Genomic DNA, 22,441 nt, shown 5'->3' on the forward strand with positions numbered 1-22,441 from the left:
CAGTATGTCGCCCGCACTCAGCGGTTAGGCTGCTGGTGTGCAGTGCTGCCGGACCTGCGGCAGCCGATCGGAGACGAGATGGGGCTCGAACACCAGTGAAGTCAACATTCGCCGGACTGGACCTCGGGGCAGACGCATTCGCCGAACAGGTCAGGACTTCGCTGGGCGCCGTCGAAGAACTCCTCTTGAGCGAACTCTCATCGGGCGACGAGATCCTCACCGAGGCCGCGACGCATCTGGCCAAGGCGGGCGGAAAGCGCTTCCGGCCGATGTTCGCGATCCTGTCGTCGCACTTCGGGCCGCAGCCGGAGAACCGCGACGTCATCACATCGGCGACGGTTCTCGAGATGACGCACCTCGCCACGCTCTACCACGACGACGTGATGGACGAGGCCCCGCTGCGACGCGGAGCCCAGTCGGCCAACGCGCGCTGGTCCAACTCGGTGGCGATCCTCGCGGGCGACTTCCTGTTCGCCCGCGCCTCGCATCTCGTGTCGACGCTCGGACCCGACGCGGTCCGCATCATCGCCGACACCTTCGCCGAACTCGTGACCGGGCAGATGCGCGAGACCGTCGGCGCGCGCGGCGCCGACCCCGTCGAGCACTACTTGAAGGTCGTCTGGGAGAAGACCGGCTCACTGATCGCCGCGGCCGGACGTTTCGGCGCGATGTCGGCGGGTGCGGACGAGACCACCACGCAGACTCTCACTCGGCTCGGCGACATCATCGGAACCGCCTTCCAGGTGTCGGACGACATCATCGACATCGCCTCGGTCGCCGGCGACTCCGGCAAGACCCCGGGCACCGACCTCCGTGAGGGCGTCCACACCCTGCCGGTCATCTACGCCCTCGACGGCGACGGTGCCGACTCCGTCCGACTCCGCGAACTCCTCGTCGATCCGACGACCGGGGCGGCGCGTGCCGTGACCGACGACGCCGAGGTCGACGAGGCGTTGCATCTGCTCGTCGACTCCGCGGGTATGACCGCGGCCCGCGCGAAGCTGCAGGAGATGGCCGACGAGGCCGCCCGACTCCTGGCGACCCTTCCCGCGGGCGACGCGAACGACGCGTTCACCTCACTCGTGCGCTACACGGTGGACCGCATCGGCTGATTCGGAGTGTGAGATGCGATCGATCCTCTCCGTGAGGAACTGATCGAGCCCTCCGTGCGTTGAGAAGACAGACACGTTCCGAACGCTCTTTCAGGAGGCACGGTGCATTTCAACGGGCTCAAGACGGCTGCGTTGATGGGCGCCATGTCGGCGATCATCGTCGGCATCGGCGCCGCATTCGGCAATCGCACGATCCTCGTCGTCTCGATCCTGCTCGCGGTGGGAACCAACGCGTACGCCTACTTCAACAGCGCGAAGCTGTCGTTGAAGGCGATGCACGCGCAGCCCGTGACCGAGGTCCAGGCGCCCGCGCTGTACCGCATCGTGCGGGAGCTCGCGACCGATGCCCACCAGCCGATGCCTGCGCTCTACATCAGCCCGACGGAGTCGCCGAACGCATTCGCCACCGGCCGCAACCCGAAGAACGCGGCCGTCTGTTGCACCTCGGGGATCATGGATCTGCTCACCGAGCGGGAACTCCGCGCCGTCCTCGGACACGAACTGTCGCACGTCTACAACCGCGACATCCTGATCAGTTCGATCGCCGGTGCGATGGCCGCGGTGATCACCGGTCTGGCGAACATGGCGATGTGGATGGGCATGTTCGGCGGCGGCAACCGGGAGAACGGTCCGGGTCCGCTCGCGATGATCCTGGTCTCGTTGCTCGGTCCGATCGCCGCGACCGTCATCCAGATGTCGGTGTCGCGGTCTCGTGAGTTCCAGGCGGATCAGTCGGGCGCCGAACTCACCAACGATCCCCTCGCTCTCGCCTCGGCCCTGAACAAGATCTCCGGCGGCATCCAAGCCGCCCCGTTGCCGCCGACCCCCGATCTGACGACGCAGTCGCACATGATGATCGAAAGCCCCTTCCGCGCGGGCGAGAAGATGTCCAAGCTCTTCTCGACGCACCCCCCGACCCCCGAACGGATCGAGCGTCTGAACGAGATGGCCCGCAAGATGGGGCAGCTGTAACTCCTGACGTGAACCGCTCCGCCACGGCGCGGCGTGGACGCCTCTCGCTGTAGGCGTTCGGCTCGCGCCGTCGCCGCACGGGGACCGGCGCAACGCGGGCGACCACGAGACCGCATGGCCAGCGCCCGTCGAAGCCCCCGAACAAGGCGCACGCAGCCGTGAACGCGCGGACGACGAAGGTGTGGCGGGCGCGATGTCCACCCGCCCGCCACACCGGGCAGAAGAATAACCTCAGCGATAGTTCACGAACTGCAGAGCGATGCCGAAGTCCTCACCTTTGAGGAGTGCGATCACCGCCTGCAGATCGTCGCGCTTCTTCGACGAGACGCGCAGTTCGTCGCCCTGGATCTGCGCCTTGACGCCCTTGGGGCCTTCGTCACGGATCTTCTTGGAGATCTTCTTGGCGTGGTCGGAGTCGATGCCCTGGACGAGGTCCCCGGAGATCTTGTAGGTCTTGCCCGAGCCGACGGGGTCGCCCGCGTCGAACGCCTTGAGCGAGATGTCGCGGCGGATCAGCTTCTCCTTGAACACCTCGAGGCCGGCGAGGGCGCGCTCCTCGGAGTCGGAGGTGAGGACGATCTTCTCCTCGCCCGACCAGTCGATGGTGGTGTTGGTGCCGCGGAAGTCGTAGCGCTGTGACAGCTCTTTCCCGGCCTGGTTGAGTGCGTTGTCGACTTCTTGACGGTCGACCTTGCTCACGATGTCGAATGAGGAATCAGCCATGCATCGCACACTACACCGTGTCTGAGCAGCAGATTTGCATGGATGTACGGGGTTCGTTGTATTCTAATCCGCGTTGCCTTCACGGGCGACGACGGCAGATTGCCCGAGCGGCCAAAGGGAGCGGATTGTAAATCCGTCGCGCAAGCTACATAGGTTCGAATCCTATATCTGCCACTGACGGGAGAACCCCCGCGAATACCGAGTGACCAGCCGTTTTGGTTTCTGGGTGTCCGTGTGTGTAACCTCGTTGAGGCTCTTGAAGAACGACGGTGCGCACCGTCGTGGTTCGAGGCACGCCCCCTTAGCTCAGTCGGCAGAGCGTTTCCATGGTAAGGAAAAGGTCGACGGTTCGATTCCGTCAGGGGGCTCGCTGGTTTCGAGGCTGAGAGGCACCGAGGCCGACAGGGCGGTGTAGCTCAGCTGGTTAGAGCGCACGACTCATAATCGTGAGGTCGGGGGATCGAGTCCCCCCACCGCTACACATCGATCACCCGGTTCACGCCCCGGCTCCTCGCGGGGTCGCGAAACGGGCCCGATAACTGCAAGAGCGGAAAGTAGGCAACAAAGTGGCTTCCTCAACCGATGTGCGGCCGAAGATCACCTTGGCGTGCGAGGTGTGCAAGCACCGCAACTACATCACCAAGAAGAACCGTCGTAACAACCCGGATCGTCTGGAACTGAAGAAGTTCTGCCCGAACTGCGGTACGCACCAGGCGCATAAGGAATCGCGCTGATCAGCGTCACGCTTTGAGTGTGCGGTAGACACAGAAGACTTTCGACAGCGGGCCACCTCACGCGAGGTGGCCCGCTTCGTGTCGTGCGATCGGATGTTCTGACGATGATGTGTAACGATCGGGTATCGATCAGTTATATGTGACAGCAAGCAACAGGGAACAAGTCGACCAGACGGGGCAGCCCACCGTCCGGTGTGGAGAGCGGCCTGCAGTCGGCCGTGTGAGGAGCGTGCCGCCGATGACCGAGCAGATCGACGATCCGGAGATCCAGGCGCGGATCGCGAAACTCAAGTCCGGGGAGAAGCTGACCCCCGAGCAGATCGCCGAGCACACGAAGGCCATGGTCGGCTACAACTACACGGTCGACGACTACTACGAGGTGGGTCGTGAGGAACTGCGCAAACATGCGCGGGCCGTCCAGTCCGACCACCCGGCCCACTGGAATGAGGCCGTCGCCGCGGAGCTCGGACACGACACGCTGATCGCGGCGCCGACGTTCATCTCTGTTCTCGGAATCATCGCCCAGCGTCGCCTGTTCGAGGACGTCGTCACCGGCTACGACGTGTGGCAGGTGATGCAGAGCGATCAGCGCTTGATCTTCCATCAGCCGGTCAAGCTCGGCGACCGACTCATCTGCGACGTCTCCCTCGAATCGTTCCGCCAGTCGATGGGCACCGACATGATGGTGACCAAGAACATCGTGTGGAATCAGCACGACGAGCCGGTGATGACGACGTTCACCTCGCTGGTCGCGCGGCCGGCGGTGGAGGTCGATCCGGATGTGCTCGACAAGCTCGAGCACGTGATGATGACGATCGACCGTGAGCCGCAGAGCGCGCAGACGGTGTTCGGTCCGTTCGACCGGTACGGCGACCCGGACCCCGTCGTGTCGCCGCGCCCGTACGGGGCCGTCGACTTCGACACGCTGGAGGTGGGGCAGGAGTTGCCCGCGGTCACCAAGAGGCTGACGCTGGGCAACCTCGTCAACTTCGCCGGAGTCGTCGGCGATCCGAATCCGATCCACTTCTCGCCGGAGGTGGCGCGATCGGCGGGTCTGGACGGCATGGTCGCGCACGGGATGCAGACGATGGGCCTCGGCGCGAGTGTGATCAGCGACTTCGTCGGCGATCCCGCCGCGATCTACGAGTACAACGTGCGTTTCACCAGCCCCGTGTACGTTCCGCCGGTCGGTCACGCGTCCGTCGACTTCACCGGCAAGATCAAGTCTCTCGATTCGCAGACTCGACGAGGTGTGGTCGCACTCGTCGCGAAACAGGGAGACCGCAAGATCTTCGGACGGGCTCAGGCGCACGTGCAGTTCGCCTGACGTGCGGCAGGAGGGGCTGAGTTGGGCGTGGACCGGCTTTGCTCTACACTGGTTCGAGTCTGATGCTCTACGACTTGCGCGCTGCCCTGAGGGTGGCGCGTTGGTTCTGTTGAGCGATGGACGGGTATCGGATGAGAATCCGGTACAAAGGGGCGTAGCTCAACTGGCAGAGCAGCGGTCTCCAAAACCGCAGGTTGCAGGTTCAAGTCCTGTCGCCCCTGCCCTCGGGCAGAATGCATACGAAGGGATCGGTGAGAAGGTGGCCAAGCGGGATCGCAAGGCCGACGACGTCGACGAATCGATCGAGATCGACGACGTCCGGGCCGACGACGAACTGCGGCCGAGCGGCAAACGTTCGGCGCGTGGCCGCCGGACCGAAGGCGCCGCCGGCACCGCTGTCGCGACCAAGTCGCGCACCGCGGAAGCAGGCGCGTCGACCGCCCGTAATCCGTTCGTCCGCATCTGGACGTTCCTCAAGCAGGTCGTCAGCGAGATGCGCAAGGTCGTCTGGCCGACGCGCAGCGAGATGGTCAACTACTCGATCGCCGTCCTCGCCTTCCTGGTTCTGGTCACCGCGATCATCGCCGGGCTGGACATCGGCTTCGCGAAGCTGATGCTGGTGGTGTTCGGCTAGCGACGTCGAGCCACACGCTGCGGGGTGGATCTCCCGGAGAACTAGCGGACCGTACGGTCCGGTTGAGCAATGAAGGAGTTGGGCGCAGTGAGCACCCCGGAGAACGAAATCGAATCGCCGGAGGCCGGTGACGCGACGCCCGACGATTCAGTGCAGGCAGTCGACGAGCAGGAGACCGCAGAGGTCCCCGAAGCCGAGGTCGACCCGGTCGCCGAGTTGAAGGCGGAGCTGCGTCGTGCACCCGGCGAGTGGTACGTCATCCACTCGTACGCGGGCTATGAGAACAAGGTGAAGACCAACCTCGAGACTCGCGTTCAGAACCTCGACGTCGGCGACTACATCTTCCAGGTCGAGGTTCCGACCGAAGAGGTCACCGAGATCAAGAACGGCCAGCAGAAGAAGGTCAACCGCAAGGTGCTGCCGGGCTACATCCTGGTGCGCATGGAACTCAACGACGAGTCGTGGAGCGCGGTGCGCAACACGCCCGGCGTCACCGGGTTCGTCGGTATGACCTCCCGCCCGTCGCCCCTCTCGCTCAAGGAGGTCCTCCAGTTCCTGATGCCGCGCGCGGAGGCGCGCAAGGCTCAGGCCGCGAGGGCCGCCGCCGAAGCGGGCGAGAGCGTCGAGGCGGCCGCACAGGCGGCGTCGAACCTCGTCGAGGTCGACTTCGAGGTCGGCGAGTCGGTGACCGTCATGGACGGACCGTTCGCGACCCTCCCGGCCTCCATCAGCGAGGTCAACACCGAACAGCGCAAGGTGAAGGTCCTGGTGTCGATCTTCGGCCGCGAGACACCGGTCGAGCTCGGCTTCAACCAGGTCGAGAAGATCTAGCAGGTCTTCGCACCGACTGCGATGAAGAGACTTCCGCGTATCCAGCGTGCGCGGATCTGTAGGAAAAAGGACTAGAGGATATGCCTCCCAAGAAGAAGAAGATCTCCGGGATCATCAAGCTCCAGATCCAGGCGGGCCAGGCCAACCCGGCTCCGCCCGTGGGTCCGGCGCTCGGCCAGCACGGCGTCAACATCATGGAGTTCTGCAAGGCGTACAACGCCGCGACCGAGAACCAGCGCGGAAACGTCGTTCCGGTCGAGATCTTCGTGTACGAAGACCGCTCGTTCGACTTCAAGCTGAAGACGCCGCCCGCGGCGAAGCTGCTTCTGAAGGCCGCAGGTCTGCAGAAGGGTTCGGGTGTTCCGCACACGAACAAGGTCGGCAAGGTCACCATGGACCAGGTCAAGGAGATCGCCAAGACCAAGGCCGAGGATCTGAACGCCAACGACATCGACGCAGCAGCGAAGATCATCGCGGGCACCGCGCGTTCGATGGGCATCACCGTCGAAGGCTGATCGCCCCTCCGCTTGATCGAGCGGCGTCGAAATCACCCCGTGGGAGGGCCGCGCTCGGCCCAACTAACCACTAACTCCCGCCTGGCGGCGGGGAGAAGGAACAGAGCATGAGCAAGAAGAGCAAGGCCTACCAGGCCGCCGCTGAGAAGGTCGACCGCGACAAGCTGTACAGCCCGCTGGAGGCTGTGGAGCTCGCGAAGGAGACCTCCTCGAAGAACACCGACTCGACCGTCGAGGTCGCTGTGCGCCTGGGCGTCGACCCGCGCAAGGCCGACCAGATGGTGCGCGGCACCGTCAACCTGCCGAACGGCACCGGTAAGACCGCTCGCGTCATCGTCTTCGCCGCGGGCGACAAGGCCAACGAGGCCGCTGCCGCCGGTGCGGACGAGGTCGGCGCCGAGGACCTGATCGAGAAGATCCAGGGCGGCTGGCTCGACTTCGACGCCGCGATCGCGACGCCGGATCAGATGGCCAAGGTCGGCCGCATCGCACGTGTCCTCGGACCGCGCGGCCTGATGCCGAACCCGAAGACCGGTACCGTCACCACCGACGTGACCAAGGCCGTCAACGACATCAAGGGCGGCAAGATCAGCTTCCGCGTCGACAAGGCCGCGAACCTGCACTTCGTCATCGGCAAGGCCTCGTTCGACGCCGCCAAGCTGGCCGAGAACTACGGCGCCGCATACGACGAGATCATGCGTGCGAAGCCGTCGGCGGCCAAGGGCCGCTACGTCAAGAAGGTCACCGTCTCGACCAACGCGGGCCCGGGCATCCCGGTCGACCCGGCCGTCACCCGCAACTTCGCGGGCGAAGAGGCCTGATCGAATCGCGACAGCGAACATGTGCGAGGGGCCCGACATCGACTGTCGGGCCCCTCGTGCATTCCTGCCCTGATCCCTGAATCGGAGAGGTCGGTCCCATGGACAAGAATCGCGTGCGCGCGGTCGTATCGATCGTCGTCGCGCTGCTGACCGCGCTCGTCGCCTGCGGCAGTCCCGAACCGGCCGCCGACACGGGCACCGGCGGCGGACGGTCGATAGTCTCGTTGAGCCCGACGGCCACGGAGATGTTGTACGCGGTCGGTGCGGGCCCGCAGGTCGTCGCCGTCGACGACCAGTCGGACTATCCGGCCGACGCCCCGCGGACCGACCTGTCGGGATACACTCCGAATCTGGAGGCGATCCTCGCTCACGATCCCGATCTCGTCGTGCTCTCGGACGACGACAACAACGTCGTCGCGGGCCTGAAACGCGTCGGTGTCGAGGTGCTGCAGGTGCCCGCCGCGAAGAACCTCGACGAGACTTATGCGGAGATCCAGAAGGTCGGAGACGCGACCGGGCACGCCGATCAGGCACGCAGACTGACCGCGTCGATGCGTACCGACATCGATGCGATCGTGGCGGACACCGGTCCGGCGACGCCCGGCCTGAGCTACTACCTCGAACTCGACAACACCTTCTACAGCGTCACCGACGCCACCTACGTCGGACAGATCCTGGCGATGTTCGGTCTGCGATCGATCGCGACCGGTGCGAACGACTATCCGCAGCTATCCGCCGAGTACATCATCGAACAGGACCCCGATCTGATCCTGCTCACGGATGCGAAGTGCTGCTCCGTCACGAAGGAGTCCGTCGCGCGGCGCGCGGGGTGGGGCGACCTCCGCGCGGTGACACAGGAGCGGGTGTTCGCCCTCGACGACGACGTCGCCAGCCGGTGGGGCCCACGCGTCGTCGACCTCGTGCGTCGTGTCGCCGAGATCGTGACCGGAGTGCGCGACCAGCGGGCACCGTGACCCTCCGCCGCTCCCTCTGGGTGCTCGGCGTCGCGGTCGTCGTTCTGCTGGGCGCGTGTCTGACCGCCGTGCTGGTGGGACCGGCGGGGCTCACCGTGCACGGCGTCGTCGCCGATCTCGTGAACCGGCTGCCCGGTGTGCACGTCGATTCCGGACTGACCACCCGTCAGCACGCGATCCTGTGGGAGGTCCGCATGCCGCGGATGGTCCTCGGGGCGGTCGTCGGCGCGACCCTCGCGATCGCCGGCGCCGCGTATCAGGGGGTGTTCCGCAATCCGCTCGCCGACCCGTACCTGCTGGGAGTGTCGAGCGGCGCAGGCCTCGGGGCGACGGTCGTGATCGTCGTCGGCGGCACGATCGGTTCGTTCGGTCTGCCCGCAGCGGCGTTCGCGGGCGGTCTGATCGCGGTGGCCGCGACGTATGCGCTCGGTCGGTCGGTCGGCGGCGGGCGGTCCGAGGTCGTCATCATCCTCGCCGGCGTCGCCGTCGCCGCATTCGGCAACGCGATCCAGACGTTCCTCATGCAGCGTCGCGATGACACGCTCCGCCAGGTGTACGGCTGGATGCTCGGTCGACTCGCCACCGACGGCTGGTCGGACGTCGTCACGGTCGTGCCGTACGCGGTGGTCTGCATCGCCGTCATCATCGTGTTCGGCCGCACGCTCGACGTGATGGCGGTCGGCGACGCGGAGGCGTCCAGCCTGGGGATCCGACCCGAGCGGGTCCGGCTGATCCTGGTGTGCGTCGCGACCCTCGGCACCGCGGCCGTCGTGTCGGTGAGCGGGCTCATCGGCTTCGTCGGCATCGTCATCCCGCATGCGGTGCGTCTGCTGATCGGGCCGGGGCATCGACTGCTTCTGCCGGTCTCGGTGGTCGTCGGCGCCGCGTTCCTGGTACTGGCGGACGTGGTGGCCCGCACCGTGATGGCGCCCGCGGAGCTGCCGATCGGCGTGGTGACGGCGGCGATCGGCGCTCCGTTCTTCCTGGTGGTGTTGCGACGGAGTCGGGGAGCGACGGTATGACGGAGTCGGAAGGTCCCGCGGCCGTCGTCTGCCGCGGTCTCGGGGCCTCGCGCGGGGGGATACCCGTGCTGTACGACGTCGACCTGGTGGTGCCCGCCGGATCGTGGGTGTCGCTGGTCGGGCCGAACGGGTCCGGCAAGACGACGTTGCTGTACGCGCTCGCCGGACTGGTCGAGGCGAGCGGGCGCCTCGACGTGATGGGCGTGCGGCCGCGGAGCTCACGTCGTCGGGAGATCGCGCGGACCGTGGCCCTGATGCCGCAGCGACCGGTGGTGCCCGAGGGGACCACCGTGCGCGCCCTCGTCGAGCTCGGCCGCACCCCGCATCTCTCCCGGTTCGGAACTCCGACCGCGCGCGACCGCACCGTGGTCGACGAGGTGATCGTGCGCCTGGACCTCGAAGATCTGGCGTATCGGGCGGCATCGGCGCTCTCCGGCGGCGAACTGCAGCGCGTCGTACTCGCCCGCGCACTCGCGCAGGAGCCTCGGGTGCTCCTCCTCGACGAGCCGACGAGTGCTCTCGACATCGGACATCAACAGCAGGTGCTCGACCTCGTCGACGATCTGCGCGGTGACCGGGAGCTCACGGTGATCGCGGCGATGCACGATCTGACGTCGGCCGCGCAGTACGGGCAGCGACTGGTTCTGCTCGATCGCGGCCGCATCGTCGCCGACGGGGCGCCGGCCGAGGTGCTGACCGTCGATCGTCTGCGCGAGGTGTACGGTGCGCGCGTGGAGATACTCGAACGGTCAGACGGTCCGGCGGTTCTGCCGTTGCGATCGACCGGAGAGAAGGCCTGATGGAGGTCGTGCTCCTCGGCTCCGGCGCGGCGGACGGTTGGCCGAACCCGTTCTGCGACTGCGGTTCGTGCGGCGACGCACGAACGTCGGGGACCTCGCGCGGACAGACGGCCGCACTCGTCGACGACCGGCTGCTCCTGGACTGCGGCCCCGAAGTCGCCGGGGCGGCCGGACGCGCGGGTCGTTCGCTGGCCGGGCTCCGATACGTCCTCATCACGCACGCCCATCCCGACCATCTCGGCCCGCAACTGCTGCTCTGGCGGTCGTGGATCGACGATCTCGACGAACTGTGCGTCGTCGGCCCCGCGACCGCGCTCGAGGCATGTCGAGACTGGACTGGCCCCGACGACGCCGTCCGCTTCATTCCGGTCGCCGCCGGGGAGCGGATCCGACTCGGCCCCTACGATGTGCGGGTCCTGCCCGCGCAGCACCGGGTCCTCGTCGACGGTGACGCGGTCCTCTACGACGTGACCGACGCGCACGGCGAGAGGCTGCTGTGGGCCACCGACACCGGACCGTGGCCGCGGGACCGGTTCGCCGCTGTCGCCCACGCACGGTACGACGCGGTGTTCCTCGAAGAGACCTTCGGCGACCGGGACGGACTGTCCGCGGGACACCTCGGGTTCGCCGGTTTCGGTGACATGATCGCGACCATGCGTGAGGTCGAAGCAGTCACGGATCGAACCGACGTGGTGGCCGTGCACCTCGGTCATCACAATCCGCCGAACGCCGAACTGTCCCGTCGACTCGAGATGGTCGGTGCGCGGCCCGGCCGTGACGGCGAAGTCGTCGTACTCGGCGGGGCGGCGACGCGGCCGCACCGTGTGTTCGTCACCGGCGGGGCGCGATCGGGGAAGTCGTGTCACGCCGAGGCGATGCTCGCCGACGTCGTGGACGTCGTGTACATCGCCGCGGGCGGACCGCGAGACGACGATCCCGACTGGGCGCGGCGAGTGGCCGCGCACCGGGCCCGTCGCCCGTCGACGTGGACGACCCTGGAGACCACCGACCTCGCCGCGACACTGCGGGCGACGACGGCGCCGGTGCTGATCGACTGCCTCGGCACCTGGCTCGCCGCGCGCTGCGACCATCACGGTGTGTGGACCGGCGGCGACCTCGCCGGGGTGCGTGCAGAGGCGGCCGATCTCGTCGCCGCCTGGCGGACGCGGGCGGCGGCGACCGTCGCGGTGAGCAACGAGGTGGGCAGCGGCGTCGTGCCGGGCACTCCTGCCGGACGCCTGTTCCGTGATGAGCTCGGGCGCCTCAACGCGGCGGTCGCGGCAGCGTCCGACCGCGTGGTGCTGATGGTCGCGGGCTGTCCGCTCTCCGTCCGCTGACATCGGACGGTACGGCGATCGACCGCTCGCGCACGCGACGTCCGGAAGAAGACTTGGTTACCGAGAGGTGACGGCACGGGCCGCCCACCGGTGCGCGGCCGCGGCACGCCGTCGACGAAGAAGCCGTGCCGCGCGGAATCGTCGGCCGCGTCGACAGATCCCGGATCCGCCTCGCGTGGGCCCTGACATGCGGGTTCGGGTTGTGCTCAAGCTGCGAGAAACCTACGAGAAGCTGTGCGCTGCAAGGGTTCCCGATAGATCACAGTGATCGGTCGCGGGTGTCCCGAGAGGCTGTCGGCGGTGCTGAATGATGCGCGACACAGGCATTGATCGGGCCGTACGCGAGGAGCTATTGATGGGGTGCGGGCCGCCGCCGTCGACATGTCGTCGACGGCATCGGTTCGGATCAGGAATCGCGGCCGACCGCCCGAGGGGGAGATCTGATGGAGTACACCGAACTCGCCGACTATCCGATGCACGAGGGACACGTTCTGGGCTGGGTGCCGAACGCCGGTCCCGGTTCGTGGCGCGATGACGAGCGACGCCTGTCGACCGACCACGAGTCGCATGTCGGCCGCGCGCACGCCGATCCGGACCGACATCGCGGTTCGTGGATCGGAGGGGCCTTCCGGATCGCCGGTCCGCTCCTGCGGGACGTCTTCGCCGCTGCGCTGGCGGACTGGCTCGGTCGCCACGAGGCGTATCGGACGACGGCTGTGGCGACCGACACCGGGTGGCGTCGGCGCACGGTCGCACCCGAATCCGTCGAGGTCGCGGTGCGACCGGTGCCCGAACCGTGCGGCGGCTCGGACGCCTGCGCACGTCTCGAAGAGTTCTTCGCCGAGGTCGTGTCGTCGGTGCGCTGGCCGCACCTGGCCGTGGTGACTGTGGAGCCGGACTCCGCGTGCCGCGACGAGGCGGCGTTCTTCACAGTCGTGTTCGCCGCCGACCACACGGTGATGGACGCCTACACGCAGGCTTTCACGATCGGTGAGTTCACCGAGCTGTACCGGGCGCGTCTCGCCGCGGCCGGGTCCGAGCTGCCGCCGTGCGGCTCGTATGTGGACTTCAGCGCCGCCGAGAGAGCCGTCGACGACGCCCTCGACGCGACGCATCCGGCGGTGCGGAGGTGGGGTGCACTGATCGACACCGGCTTCCCCGGGTTCCCACTGCCGCTGGGACCGGGCGGCGTCGACGGCGGCGGTCAGCAGGCGAGCCTGTCCCGGTGGCTGCTCGACGCGCCGGCCACCGAATCGTTCGTCGCGGCCGCGAAGCGGTTCGGCGGCTCGCAGACCAGTGGTTTCGTCGCGGCGGTGAAGTCCGCGCTGGGCAGGTTGGGCGCCGACGGTCTGCGGTTCGTCATGCCGATGCACACCAGGTACACACCGGAACTGGCGACGGCCGCCGGGTGGTTCGTCGGTGTGATGCCGGTCGACGACCGGATGGACGGAGCCGGCTCGTTCGGCGAGGCCGTCCCGGGCACCGCCGTAGCACTTCGGGCGAACCGCGACGTGGTGCCGTTCTCATTGAGCCGGATCACCGACCTGCTCGGTGTCGGGGAGGCCCCGCAGTTCGTGGTGTCCTACATCGACGGTCGAGCGGTGCCCGGTGCGAATCGCTGGTCCGCGCACGATCGCGTGCTGCGCAGTCGAGTGCGCAGCGACTCGGAAGTGTACCTGTGGATCAATCGGGCGGCCGGCGGACTCAACCTGTCGATGCGGTATCCGAACAACGACGTCGCGACGGCGTCGGTGCATGCCTTCGTCGCCGAGTTCGCCGCCGTGCTGACCGAGGTCGCGTCGCACGGCGACGCCTCGATCGGACAGAGCGCCGCGGTCGACGGGAGCACGCGATGAGGATAGCGGCGGCCCGCGACTGGCGCCCGGGTCCCGGCACCGTCGTCGACTGGTCGGCGACCGCGGCGACGACGGCCGCGGCCCGTCGGGCGCCGGCGCATCCCGTGGGGCCGTCGTTCCTGCAGCGCGATCACATTCTGGCGGTGCGCGCGCAGCGGGACGCGGGCGTCGAGCACCGGGCGTTCACGTGTGCGTGCGTGTCGGTGCCGGGCGTCCTCGACGTCGACCGGATGACCGCGGTGCTCGCCGACTTCCTGCGCGATCACGACGGCTGGCGGTCGACGTTCCGCGCCGACGGCGACGACGTGGTCCGCGGCTTGGTCGACGCCTCCGACATCGAACTCGACGCGCACACCTGCCCGGCGGGCACCGATCCCGTCGAGCACGTGGCCGAGCGACTGCCCGCGACCGCGGTGTTCGACGTGTTTCCGGCGGCGGCGTTCGGGGCGGTGGCGCACACCGAGTCGTTCGACTTCTACTTCGCGATCGACCACGCGTACGGCGACGCGGCGTCGCAGGCGATCGGACTCGCCGAGATCCTCGGCCGTTACCGGGACGAACCGGGCCGTCCTCGCGCGGTCGCAGGCTCGAGCCACATCGAGTACACAGCGGCCGAAGCCGGCCGCGCGGCGTCGCTGACGTCGTCGTCGCCGTCGGTGCGCCGCTGGCGAGAGCTTCTGGTGGACGGGCCCTCGCCCAGGCGTCCGGACTTTCCACTCGACCTCGGGATCGTCGACGGACGACCGCAGCGGGTGCGGATCGATCAGGTCCCGATCGCGGACGCGGCTCGCACCGATCGGCTGGGGGAGTGGGCCCGCACCGCGAACGTCGGGCTGTCGACACTGGTCTTCGCGGCGCTCGGGGTCACCGAACGGCGGCTGGCGGGTCGGGACCGCTACGTCACGACCACCGTGTTGAGCACTCGGCGGGGTGATCACCTCGCCTCGCAGGGCTGGTACATCAACTTCGTGCCGGTCGCGTTCGCGGTGCGCGGCGACGCGGTCGCCGACGTGGTGCGCGATGCGGCGGACGCCCTCGCCGTCGCCCGCGAGATGGCGGCGGACCCGGTGCACGGAGCACTCGGCGTGCTGATCGGAGAGGGCGTCCTCGACCCCTCGGTCATCACGAACCCGCAGATGGTGTCGTATATCGACTTCCGATGGTTTCCAGCGGCGGAGGCCCTGCGCGACGCGGTGATATTCACCGGTGAAGGCGTGACCGATCACGCGTCCATCTGGGTGAGCCGCACCGACGACGGATTGTTCGCCGCCGCTCAGCGCCCGGACAATCCGATCGCGGAGGCGTCGGTGGCGCGATACTTCGACACGGTGGCGCAGGTCCTCGCCGACCTGGACGGAGCCGACCGGTGAGAATCGGGTCGGCCGCGGACGACAGGCTCACCGCGGACGACAATCTGTTCGTCGTCATGGAACGGGTGCTGAACCTTCCCGTCGTCAATCAGGTGGTGTGGCGAGTCGGCGACGACGTCGACGAGGCGGCGGTCCGACGCCTGGGCGACGGACTGCGCGCGGGACGCCTGTCGCGACTGGTGGTCCGGACCCGCGGGCTCGGCCGCGACCGATGGCTGTTCACCCCGGCCGCCGGCGCGGTGACCGGCACCGCGGAACCGGTGCCGGTCGGCGGCGACGGGGCATGGGCGCGTGAGCGTCTGGCGGACGGCGTCGACAGCGTCGCCGGACCGTCGTGGCGTCTGACGACCGCGCCGACCGCGGACGGCGGACGGCTGGTCTCCCTGGTGTTCTCCCACGTGATCGCCGACGGCGGCGCGGTGATCGCCGCCGTCGACGAGGCCGTCCGAGGAGATCCCCACCGACCCGATCCGGTTCGCGGGCCGCGCGCGGTTCGCGCTCTCGTGGACGCGGCGTCGTTGGGAGGGGCGGCCGCCCGTGCCGCGGTCACGGCGGCCCGCGGCGTCCGTCCACCGGTCCGGTCCGGTGACGGCGGTCGAGGACGCACCGTTCACCGGCCCGAGCATCGCGGTCACCGTGGACGTCGACAATTTCGACCGGGTCGCCGTGCGGGCTGGCGGCACTCCGAACTCGCTGTTCGTCGCGTTGGTCGTCGGCGTGCTCGCGGCGAGCGGCCGCGTCGTCGACGGCGAGGACGTGCCGGTGGAACTGCCGGTGTCGCTGCGAGGCACGGACGACCTCCGGGCCAATGCGACCGCTGCCGCGAGTGCCGTGACGCCCGCGGGACGCTACGACGATCTGTCCGAACTGCGCCGGGCATGTCGGGAGGCGTATGTCCGCCGCGAGCGCACCACGAGTCCGATGGCGGCGACCGTCGTGGTCGCCCAGGCGCTCCCCGACCGTCTCATCGCACGGATCGCCGACGGCGTCGGCGCGCCCCTGTGCCTGGCCTCCGGACTCGGCGCGCTGCCGGACACGGTCGCCTCGCTCGGCGGGGCCGCGGCGGGACCGGTCATGATGCGAGCGGCGACGGTCGGGGCGTCCGCGGCTCGGATCGCCGGGCTGGGCGGCGGAGTCAGCGGATGGTGCACACGCGGCCCGGCGGTGGTGACGATCTGCCTCGGTTCCCTGGACCCGGTCGCGGTCCCCGACCGCTCGAGGCTCGCCGAACTGTTCGGCGACGAGTTGGCGAAGTGGGACCTGTCGGCATCGGTCTGGCTGGAGTGACGAGCCTGTGGACAACCGGATCGACGGATTCTCGTTGCGCCGATAACCTGACCGGCATGCGCGACGACAAGCTCCTCACCCGCATCGCGGGGCTGCTGCGGCAGGCCGAAGGCACCGACAACGAGCACGAGGCCGAGGCGTTCATGGCGGCCGCCCAACGACTCGCGACGGCGTCGTCGATCGACCTCGCGCTGGCCCGCGCCCACGACCGCGGTGTCCGCGACACCGCGACACCGGTCACCCGACAGGTGACCATCGGCGAGAAGGGCAAGCGCGGTCTGAAGACCTATGTGCAGCTCTTCGTGCAGATCGGTCGGGCCAACGATCTGACGGTCGACGTCGCGTCGAACTCGACATTCGTCATCGCCTACGGATTCGAGTCGGATCTGGACACGACGGAGGCGCTGTACACCTCGCTCGTGATCCAGATGGTCGCCGCCAGTGACGCGTACCTGAAGTCGGGCGCCTACAAGGGACAGACGGCCCGGCAGGTCGTCACCGTCGGCGACGGGTACTTTCGCCGTCGCGCCGTCACGGAGAAGCCGTTGTCGCCGATCACCGCGCGCTTGAACTTCCAGTCGGCGTTCGCCGAGCGAATCGGCAGGCGTCTGCAGGAGGCGCGCGACGAGCAGCGTGCCGAAGCCGTGGCGGCCGAGGCCCCGCAGTCGGGCGGATCCACCGCGATCGCACTGCGTGACAAGGAGATCGAGGTGCGCGACTTCTATCGGCGGGCGTCGTCGGCCCGCGGTACGTGGCGGCCGTCGTCGGCGCGTTCGGGGTATTCGACGGCGGCGCGCCGAGCGGGAGACCGGGCCGGGAGTCGGGCGCGTATCGGTGGAGACCGAGAACTGCCGGGCGCTCGCGGAGCCATCGAGGAGTGACGCGCGATGAGCGCCGCTCCCGCGTCTACGACGCCGAGCGGCTCGTGCACCGGATGTTCGAGCGCGCCGGGAGCGCCCGCACCGTGCAGATCGCGGCCGCAGAGCTCACGTTGCCGCCCGAGGGCAGGTTCTCATCGGTCGAGTCGGTGCAGCGGTACGTCGACCGGGTGCTCGGCCTGCCTTCGGTGCGGGAGGGCTTTCCGCGTGCGGCGCGGTCGGTCACCGTGCGGCATCGCCGCGGCGATCGGGCCGCACACTACGAACGCGAGAACGCGGTGATCGCCGTCCCCGATGCGACCGACGGCTCCTGGGCCCTGCGCGAGCTGGTCGTCCTCCACGAGATCGCGCATCACCTCGACGAGCGACCGCCCGGATCCGCGCCGCACGGGTCGTCGTTCGTCGACACACTCATCGACCTCGTCGGCCTGGTCCTCGGACCGGAGACCGCGCTGATCTACCGTGTGGTGTTCGGCGACAGCGGAGTGCGGTGACCCGTGCGCGGGCCGTGGACGGGCGGCCCGGTCAATCGACCGGCGCCACGCTCACCACCGGCACCGGATCGACGCCGAGGTCGCCGTCGGCCTGGAAGGTCAGATAGCTCGGCTTGTTCGGATCGAGCACCAGCTGCTGACGACGCCGACGCGCCTTGATCAGGTCGGGGACGATCGTCAGATACCGCGGCAGGCTCGCGGCGTACACGTCGACCCGGAGACGATGTCCGACGGCCAGGACCGCGTCGGTCGGGACCAGGTCGACGTCGATGCGCACGGGTTCGTCGGCGGGCACCGGCAGTCGGCGCTCCCGCGACAGATAGTGGACGGCGTCGAGCAGCACACCGTCGTCGGTGTAGGTCGACCGCGACGGATCCAGCGCGCGATTCGACGAGGTCAACGCGCCGTTGGTGAGAACCGTCGAGGTGCCGTCGGGTGCGACGTCGTTGACGGTCACCGCCCAGATGCCCTCGTGCGCGGTGGTCGAGACGTTCAGCCGAAGGTTCATCTGTCCGGAGATCTGGGTGGGGACGCCGACCGGTTCACTGGTGAACGTCAGTCCGCCGACCTCCTGGAACCGGGCGTCGGTCGAGAAGTCCTTCCCGAGCACGATCGCGGCACCCGCCGTGACCTGAGCGGCGTCGCGCGAGACGAAGCCGCGAAGATCCGGAGTGATTCGCAGCGACCGTCGACGGGCCGCCGGACCGTCGCGCAGACTCCCGTCGTGCCGGGTGTGGCCCGCGGTCCCGGACGGAGCCTCTGCGAGGAACAGCCGCCGCGGCCGGACGTCCGCCCGCGGATACTCCGAGCTGCACGACCACTGCCCGCCCTGCTGTTGCATCACGATCGGTCCGTATTCGTCGACGCCGTTGTCCAGCCCCTTGAGCCACTTGTCGAACCAGGCGCGTTCGAGCACGTCGAGCCGCGGCGGCCGACCCGGGGATCCGTGATCGCATCCGGGATCGAAGTGGTATCCGTCGGCCACCAGCATCTGCTTGCGGCCGGGCGCCATGCGCAGTGTCGAGTAGACGCGCGTGGCGCTCCGCCCGAACAGGTCGTGCCAGCCGCCGACGGTGAACGTCGGACACTCGATGTCCTCGATCCGCGGATTGCGCTCGTCGAAGTACGGGTCGTCGAAGATCCGGTCGTCGCGCGCCGTGAGGAAACCCCACAGCAGCGACGGCATCTCGGAGGCCGGTGAAGAGAGTCGGTCGCGCAGCCACCGGTAGGCGTCGCCGCGGAGGACGTCCGCGACGGCCGTCGCCGGGTTCGGCAGCCATTTGAGCCCGTTCACCAGTGTCAGCCACAGTGGAATGAACGCCGAGGGCATGCCGCCGGTCAGATAGACGTCGCGGACCATGTCGGCGCCGCCCTCGACCGCGAACACCGCCTTGAGCGCGGCCGGTCGGTGCCCGGCGGCCTGTAGCGAGTTGATCGCCGAATACGACCACCCCGCCATGCCGACGTTCCCGTCGCACCAGGGCTGCTCGCTGATCCACTCGATGACCTCGACCGAGTCCCGTTGCTCGCGGGGCGACAGGATCTCCCAGCGGCCCTGGGAGGCGCCGGTGCCGCGCACGTCGACGATCACCTGCGTGTACCCCGACCGCACCAGGTTCCGATTGACGCCGAACACGTCCCACAGTCCGGTGCCGAACGTGCGGCCGATGCGTGAGGCGCCGTCGCCGAGGGGGATCGCGGCACTCGCCGAACGGACCGCCGAACCGATGACCGGAGCGTGCAGCGCATGGTCGATGCCGTCGATCACCGCACGGTTGTACGGATTCACGTTGAGGACGGTCGGCAGTGCGGTCTTGACGGGTTGACCGAGAACATTCGCCGGGCGCACGAGGGTCGCTCGCAGCCGGGTCCCGTCGTCCATCGTGATCGTGATGCTGCGGTCGATGTGCACGCGCGGGTACGGCTGCCGACCGTCCACGGCCTCGGCCCATCCGCGAGCCGGCGTCCCGCCGTCGGCGCCGGACTGCGACGGCCGGACGGCCCCGCGCGGCCGATCGGCGAACTCTCCATAGTCGAGTTGCAGTGTCACGATTCGCACACCGCCCTTCCGTTCAACATCGACGCCGTGTGTCATGGGTCACGGTCGTGCTGTGTGAACCAATGTAAAACGGCACCGTTCCAGATCCCTAATCGATAGAGGAAACGATGTGCTCCGGTGACCCGATCGTGACCGCGACCGCGGCCTCGGCGAGCATCGTCGCACCGATCTGAACGGACAGATCGCGTTCGGGAACGGCCGACGATCTCACCGCGCCACCGGAGAAGTGCGCGGCGTCGCCGCCGTCGTCCGGTACGACGGCCGGACGGGTCCAGTCCGCCGAGAACACCGGCAGCCCGTCGTGTTCGGCGCGCCCCGCCCACGCGGCGTCGGCGCTCGCGGTGACGATCCGCCCCGCCCGGTCGCGGATGGACGCGGTGCGGGCGTCGTCGCCGGGCAGATCGGTCGCGACCAGCGCGAGGTACCGGGCCAGGACGCCGCCGAACAGCCCACCGTCGCCGCCGCCCGCCCCGACGATCACGCCGGCGGGGGCCAGGCGTTCCGCGGTCGCCGACAGGAGCGCGTCGATCCGATCGAGTCGATGTGCTTCCCGAGTCCGTCGATACACCTCGAGCTCGGCGCCGAGCGCCACACCCTGGCAGTAGGTATACACCGAGTCGACGCGGTCGATCCGTCCGTCGGCGCGCAGCCAGAAGCCGTCGGCTATCAGCCCGGACGGCAGAAGCAGCCGCTCGTGCAGCCAGTCGGTCATCGCCGCCGCCCGAGCCGCGTCGCCGGTGCGTGCCAGGAGGATCGCGGCGGGGCCGTTCGCCGGAGTGTTGAAGAAGGTGTCCGTGGTGCGCCACGGGATTCCGCCGCCGAGCTCCGGTGACCACGCCCGATGCATGCGTGCGGCCAGCAGTCGGGCGACCGGTGAGCGGTCGGGTCGAGTGCGGGTGCGCCGGGCCGTCCGCTCGGCCGCCAGGCCCAGCCACGCCATGTCGTCGTAGTACGCGTTGGTCCACCGACCGAGATTGCGTATCCGTATCCCGCGGAACAACTGCCCGAGACGGTCTGCCGCGACCCGGTCGTCGCGATGAATCACGGCGTCGACGAGCGCGTCCGCCAGATGCGCCTGCCACCAGTAGTTCCACGACATGGTCAATCGTTCTCGGGACAGCGGACGTCCCGGCATCGGCCAGGCGGGTCGGCCGATCCGCGTGCACGGCACCCGTCCGCCGAGCGGTGTCAGGTGGCGCGCGTGCAGCGCCGACTGGGCGGCCGCCGCCCGTCGCTGCGCCGATTCGACTTCTGCGGTCATGACGGTTACTGTATTCGTCGGTGCATCGGGCTGGTCTCGATGCTCTAGTTCAACCAGAGACCGTTGGTCGTCGGGAACGAAGGTTTCCGGTCGAAGGTCCGGCGAGAGTCGGCGGCCCACGCAGGATGAACGTGGATCACCCCTCGGCAGTGCCGAGTTCTCGTGCGCCCCGTGCCTCCTGCGCCGGGGCGTCATCTCTTTCTCCGCCGGAACCGCATTCGATCGGTTCCGACCTCCTCGCGATACGACGGCCTGGGTCCGATCCGATCCGCTCGCGCGGATCGGGAGTGAAGTGACACGAGAGGAGGCGAAGTATGGCTAACGCCGAAAAGGTTTCTGCAGTCGCAGAGATCGCTGAGCAGTTCAAGGGCTCGGACGCGGCAGTCATCACGGAATACCGTGGTCTGTCCGTTCCCCAGCTGGGAGAGCTCCGTCGCGCGCTCGGTGAAGGTGCAACCTACTCCGTCGCCAAGAACACCCTCGTCAAGCGTGCCGCCGCAGAGGCGGGCGTCGAGGGCCTCGACGAGCTGTTCACCGGTCCGACCGCGATCGCATTCGTCACCGGCGAGCTTCCCGAAGCCGCCAAGGCGATGAAGACGTTCGCCAAGGACAACAAGAACCTTGTCATCAAGGGCGGATACATGGACGGCCGTGCGCTGTCCGTGTCCGAGGTCGAGCGGATCGCCGACCTGGAGTCCCGCGAGGTTCTGCTGGCAAAGCTCGCCGGTGCCATGAAGGGCAACTTGGCAAAGGCTGCAGGGCTGTTCAACCAGCCTGCGTCGCAGGTCGCGCGTCTCGCCGCGGCTCTGCAGGAGAAGCAGGAGGCCTCGGGCGAAGCCGCCTGAGCATCTGCGGATCCACCCGATCGGTTCGCCGATCACACCCCATGATCGAGCCTGCACTGCAGGCGCCCCCGCACCGGCGGGGAACTACGGAAGGACGCCACCATGGCGAAGCTCACCGCTGACGAGCTCATCGAGCAGTTCAAGGAACTGACCCTGCTGGAGCTCAGCGATTTCGTGAAGAAGTTCGAAGAGGTCTTCGAGGTCACCGCTGCTGCGCCGGTCGCCGTCGCCGCTGCGGGCGCCCCGGCCGCCGGTGGCGCCGAGGCCGCTGCCGAGCAGGACGAGTTCGACGTCGTCCTCGAGGGCGCCGGCGACAAGAAGATCCAGGTCATCAAGGTAGTCCGCGAGGTCGTCTCGGGTCTGGGTCTGAAGGAGGCCAAGGACCTCGTCGAGGGTGCGCCGAAGGCTCTCCTGGAGAAGGTCAGCAAGGAAGACGCCGAGGCTGCCAAGGCCAAGCTCGAAGAGGCCGGCGCCGCCGTCTCGCTCAAGTGAGCCGACGCGCCCTTGCGGCGCACGAGCGTCACGCGCGAGTGGCGTGAGATCCACGACGAGACCCGCAGGGCATGCCCTGCGGGTCTCGTCGTGTCTG

The 22,441-nt window shown here is 68.4% G+C and carries 23 protein-coding genes and 4 tRNA genes; 23 read left to right on the forward strand and 4 right to left on the reverse strand.

From position 1 onward, the window contains the following. Nucleotides 1-95: 95 nt before the first annotated feature. A complete protein-coding gene (locus BKA16_RS06820) occupies nucleotides 96-1,112 on the forward strand; it encodes a polyprenyl synthetase family protein (RefSeq protein WP_183369947.1) in 1,017 nt (338 codons plus the stop codon). Between the two features lie 102 nt (nucleotides 1,113-1,214). Then, nucleotides 1,215-2,084 carry a zinc metalloprotease HtpX gene (htpX, locus tag BKA16_RS06825; protein WP_183369948.1) on the forward strand — a complete coding sequence of 290 codons (870 nt, stop codon included), beginning with the start codon at nucleotides 1,215-1,217 and terminating at the stop codon, nucleotides 2,082-2,084. A 231-nt stretch (nucleotides 2,085-2,315) separates the two neighbouring features. Here htpX and BKA16_RS06830 read toward each other — a convergent pair whose 3' ends face one another. Continuing rightward, entirely contained in the window at nucleotides 2,316-2,807 is a 492-nt protein-coding gene (locus BKA16_RS06830; protein WP_183369949.1) for a YajQ family cyclic di-GMP-binding protein, read from the reverse strand. 93 nt (nucleotides 2,808-2,900) lie between these two features. On the opposite strand from BKA16_RS06830, the gene BKA16_RS06835 reads away from it, so the two are divergent. The 16 genes from BKA16_RS06835 (at nucleotide 2,901) to BKA16_RS06910 (ending at nucleotide 15,028) form a co-directional block, all read left to right on the forward strand. After that, a tRNA-Tyr gene (locus tag BKA16_RS06835) sits at nucleotides 2,901-2,981 on the forward strand. A gap of 121 nt (nucleotides 2,982-3,102) precedes the next feature. Then, a tRNA-Thr gene (locus BKA16_RS06840) sits at nucleotides 3,103-3,175 on the forward strand. A 37-nt stretch (nucleotides 3,176-3,212) separates the two neighbouring features. Beyond that, nucleotides 3,213-3,286: transfer RNA gene (locus tag BKA16_RS06845), tRNA-Met, on the forward strand. 87 nt (nucleotides 3,287-3,373) lie between these two features. Next, nucleotides 3,374-3,541, forward strand: coding sequence for a 50S ribosomal protein L33 (gene rpmG, locus BKA16_RS06850; RefSeq protein WP_183369950.1), 168 nt, complete (start codon nucleotides 3,374-3,376; stop codon nucleotides 3,539-3,541). Nucleotides 3,542-3,779: 238 nt separating this feature from the next. Next, nucleotides 3,780-4,868 (forward strand): fused (3R)-hydroxyacyl-ACP dehydratase subunits HadA/HadB, encoded by a 1,089-nt coding sequence (locus tag BKA16_RS06855; protein ID WP_183369951.1) that lies wholly within the window; start codon nucleotides 3,780-3,782, stop codon nucleotides 4,866-4,868. Nucleotides 4,869-5,016: 148 nt separating this feature from the next. Continuing rightward, nucleotides 5,017-5,089 (forward strand) — tRNA-Trp (locus BKA16_RS06860). Nucleotides 5,090-5,127: 38 nt separating this feature from the next. Then, the gene (gene secE / locus BKA16_RS24060; protein ID WP_183369952.1) at nucleotides 5,128-5,502 is read left to right on the forward strand and encodes a preprotein translocase subunit SecE; all 375 of its coding nucleotides are present in this window, start codon (nucleotides 5,128-5,130) and stop codon (nucleotides 5,500-5,502) included. Between the two features lie 87 nt (nucleotides 5,503-5,589). After that, entirely contained in the window at nucleotides 5,590-6,333 is a 744-nt protein-coding gene (gene nusG, locus BKA16_RS06870) for a transcription termination/antitermination protein NusG (protein ID WP_183369953.1), read from the forward strand. 80 nt (nucleotides 6,334-6,413) lie between these two features. Beyond that, entirely contained in the window at nucleotides 6,414-6,848 is a 435-nt protein-coding gene (rplK, locus tag BKA16_RS06875) for a 50S ribosomal protein L11 (protein WP_183369954.1), read from the forward strand. A gap of 107 nt (nucleotides 6,849-6,955) precedes the next feature. Then, nucleotides 6,956-7,669, forward strand: a complete 714-nt coding sequence (gene rplA / locus BKA16_RS06880) for a 50S ribosomal protein L1 (protein ID WP_183369955.1) — start codon at nucleotides 6,956-6,958, stop codon at nucleotides 7,667-7,669. Between the two features lie 98 nt (nucleotides 7,670-7,767). Continuing rightward, nucleotides 7,768-8,643 carry an ABC transporter substrate-binding protein gene (locus BKA16_RS06885; RefSeq protein WP_183369956.1) on the forward strand — a complete coding sequence of 292 codons (876 nt, stop codon included), beginning with the start codon at nucleotides 7,768-7,770 and terminating at the stop codon, nucleotides 8,641-8,643. Next, the gene (locus BKA16_RS06890) at nucleotides 8,640-9,665 is read left to right on the forward strand and encodes a FecCD family ABC transporter permease (RefSeq protein ID WP_343067310.1); all 1,026 of its coding nucleotides are present in this window, start codon (nucleotides 8,640-8,642) and stop codon (nucleotides 9,663-9,665) included. Before BKA16_RS06885 ends, BKA16_RS06890 begins: the two co-directional genes overlap by 4 nt. Next, entirely contained in the window at nucleotides 9,662-10,465 is an 804-nt protein-coding gene (locus BKA16_RS06895; protein ID WP_183369957.1) for an ABC transporter ATP-binding protein, read from the forward strand. The genes BKA16_RS06890 and BKA16_RS06895 overlap by 4 nt, the downstream gene beginning before the upstream one ends. Further along, on the forward strand, nucleotides 10,465-11,802 hold the full coding sequence (locus BKA16_RS06900) for a bifunctional adenosylcobinamide kinase/adenosylcobinamide-phosphate guanylyltransferase (RefSeq protein ID WP_183369958.1): 1,338 nt from the start codon (nucleotides 10,465-10,467) through the stop codon (nucleotides 11,800-11,802). The genes BKA16_RS06895 and BKA16_RS06900 overlap by 1 nt, the downstream gene beginning before the upstream one ends. 443 nt (nucleotides 11,803-12,245) lie before the next feature. After that, nucleotides 12,246-13,658, forward strand: a complete 1,413-nt coding sequence (locus tag BKA16_RS06905) for a condensation domain-containing protein (RefSeq protein WP_183369959.1) — start codon at nucleotides 12,246-12,248, stop codon at nucleotides 13,656-13,658. Then, nucleotides 13,655-15,028: a condensation domain-containing protein gene (locus BKA16_RS06910; RefSeq protein ID WP_183369960.1), complete on the forward strand. Its 1,374-nt coding sequence runs from the start codon at nucleotides 13,655-13,657 to the stop codon at nucleotides 15,026-15,028. Before BKA16_RS06905 ends, BKA16_RS06910 begins: the two co-directional genes overlap by 4 nt. On the opposite strand, the gene BKA16_RS06915 is transcribed toward BKA16_RS06910, so the two are convergent. Continuing rightward, nucleotides 14,932-15,642, reverse strand: a complete 711-nt coding sequence (locus BKA16_RS06915) for a hypothetical protein (RefSeq protein WP_183369961.1) — start codon at nucleotides 15,640-15,642, stop codon at nucleotides 14,932-14,934. The genes BKA16_RS06910 and BKA16_RS06915 overlap by 97 nt on opposite strands. Here BKA16_RS06915 and BKA16_RS06920 point away from each other — a divergent pair. Genes BKA16_RS06920 through BKA16_RS06930 form a run of 3 tightly spaced genes read left to right on the forward strand, consistent with a single transcriptional unit; the run spans nucleotide 15,614 to nucleotide 17,687 of the window. Then, nucleotides 15,614-16,315, forward strand: coding sequence for a hypothetical protein (locus BKA16_RS06920; RefSeq protein WP_183369962.1), 702 nt, complete (start codon nucleotides 15,614-15,616; stop codon nucleotides 16,313-16,315). The two genes, BKA16_RS06915 and BKA16_RS06920, sit on opposite strands and share 29 nt — an antisense overlap. Nucleotides 16,316-16,371: 56 nt before the next feature. Beyond that, nucleotides 16,372-17,196 carry a DUF2786 domain-containing protein gene (locus BKA16_RS06925; RefSeq protein ID WP_183369963.1) on the forward strand — a complete coding sequence of 275 codons (825 nt, stop codon included), beginning with the start codon at nucleotides 16,372-16,374 and terminating at the stop codon, nucleotides 17,194-17,196. After that, nucleotides 17,193-17,687: a TIGR04338 family metallohydrolase gene (locus tag BKA16_RS06930; protein WP_183369964.1), complete on the forward strand. Its 495-nt coding sequence runs from the start codon at nucleotides 17,193-17,195 to the stop codon at nucleotides 17,685-17,687. Before BKA16_RS06925 ends, BKA16_RS06930 begins: the two co-directional genes overlap by 4 nt. A gap of 31 nt (nucleotides 17,688-17,718) precedes the next feature. Here BKA16_RS06930 and BKA16_RS06935 read toward each other — a convergent pair whose 3' ends face one another. Continuing rightward, nucleotides 17,719-19,737 (reverse strand): CocE/NonD family hydrolase, encoded by a 2,019-nt coding sequence (locus BKA16_RS06935; RefSeq protein ID WP_343067599.1) that lies wholly within the window; start codon nucleotides 19,735-19,737, stop codon nucleotides 17,719-17,721. 97 nt (nucleotides 19,738-19,834) lie between these two features. Continuing rightward, nucleotides 19,835-21,007 carry a glycoside hydrolase family 76 protein gene (locus BKA16_RS06940; protein ID WP_183369966.1) on the reverse strand — a complete coding sequence of 391 codons (1,173 nt, stop codon included), beginning with the start codon at nucleotides 21,005-21,007 and terminating at the stop codon, nucleotides 19,835-19,837. Nucleotides 21,008-21,321: 314 nt separating this feature from the next. Here BKA16_RS06940 and rplJ point away from each other — a divergent pair, with 314 nt between their 5' ends. Together rplJ and rplL are read left to right on the forward strand one after the other, a co-directional pair. Continuing rightward, nucleotides 21,322-21,852 carry a 50S ribosomal protein L10 gene (rplJ, locus tag BKA16_RS06945; RefSeq protein WP_183369967.1) on the forward strand — a complete coding sequence of 177 codons (531 nt, stop codon included), beginning with the start codon at nucleotides 21,322-21,324 and terminating at the stop codon, nucleotides 21,850-21,852. A 102-nt stretch (nucleotides 21,853-21,954) separates the two neighbouring features. Beyond that, nucleotides 21,955-22,344 (forward strand): 50S ribosomal protein L7/L12, encoded by a 390-nt coding sequence (gene rplL / locus BKA16_RS06950; RefSeq protein ID WP_183369968.1) that lies wholly within the window; start codon nucleotides 21,955-21,957, stop codon nucleotides 22,342-22,344. Nucleotides 22,345-22,441: the final 97 nt, after the last annotated feature.

Origin of the sequence: Gordonia humi, from assembly GCF_014197435.1 — a bacterium.
GTDB classification, from domain to species: domain Bacteria; phylum Actinomycetota; class Actinomycetes; order Mycobacteriales; family Mycobacteriaceae; genus Gordonia; species Gordonia humi.

What these genes read in the sequence shown, in the direction of transcription:
- rplL (WP_183369968.1), top strand. Translation starts at nt 21,955, where the DNA reads ATGGCGAAGCTCACCGCTGACGAGCTCATCGAGCAGTTCAAGGAACTG.
- BKA16_RS06830 (WP_183369949.1), bottom strand. Translation starts at nt 2,807, where the DNA reads ATGGCTGATTCCTCATTCGACATCGTGAGCAAGGTCGACCGTCAAGAA.
- rplJ (WP_183369967.1), top strand. Translation starts at nt 21,322, where the DNA reads ATGGCTAACGCCGAAAAGGTTTCTGCAGTCGCAGAGATCGCTGAGCAG.
- BKA16_RS06885 (WP_183369956.1), top strand. Translation starts at nt 7,768, where the DNA reads ATGGACAAGAATCGCGTGCGCGCGGTCGTATCGATCGTCGTCGCGCTG.
- BKA16_RS06895 (WP_183369957.1), top strand. Translation starts at nt 9,662, where the DNA reads ATGACGGAGTCGGAAGGTCCCGCGGCCGTCGTCTGCCGCGGTCTCGGG.
- rplA (WP_183369955.1), top strand. Translation starts at nt 6,956, where the DNA reads ATGAGCAAGAAGAGCAAGGCCTACCAGGCCGCCGCTGAGAAGGTCGAC.
- rplK (WP_183369954.1), top strand. Translation starts at nt 6,414, where the DNA reads ATGCCTCCCAAGAAGAAGAAGATCTCCGGGATCATCAAGCTCCAGATC.
- BKA16_RS06925 (WP_183369963.1), top strand. Translation starts at nt 16,372, where the DNA reads ATGCGCGACGACAAGCTCCTCACCCGCATCGCGGGGCTGCTGCGGCAG.
- BKA16_RS06905 (WP_183369959.1), top strand. Translation starts at nt 12,246, where the DNA reads ATGGAGTACACCGAACTCGCCGACTATCCGATGCACGAGGGACACGTT.
- BKA16_RS06900 (WP_183369958.1), top strand. Translation starts at nt 10,465, where the DNA reads ATGGAGGTCGTGCTCCTCGGCTCCGGCGCGGCGGACGGTTGGCCGAAC.
- BKA16_RS06855 (WP_183369951.1), top strand. Translation starts at nt 3,780, where the DNA reads ATGACCGAGCAGATCGACGATCCGGAGATCCAGGCGCGGATCGCGAAA.
- BKA16_RS06940 (WP_183369966.1), bottom strand. Translation starts at nt 21,007, where the DNA reads ATGACCGCAGAAGTCGAATCGGCGCAGCGACGGGCGGCGGCCGCCCAG.
- BKA16_RS06910 (WP_183369960.1), top strand. Translation starts at nt 13,655, where the DNA reads ATGAGGATAGCGGCGGCCCGCGACTGGCGCCCGGGTCCCGGCACCGTC.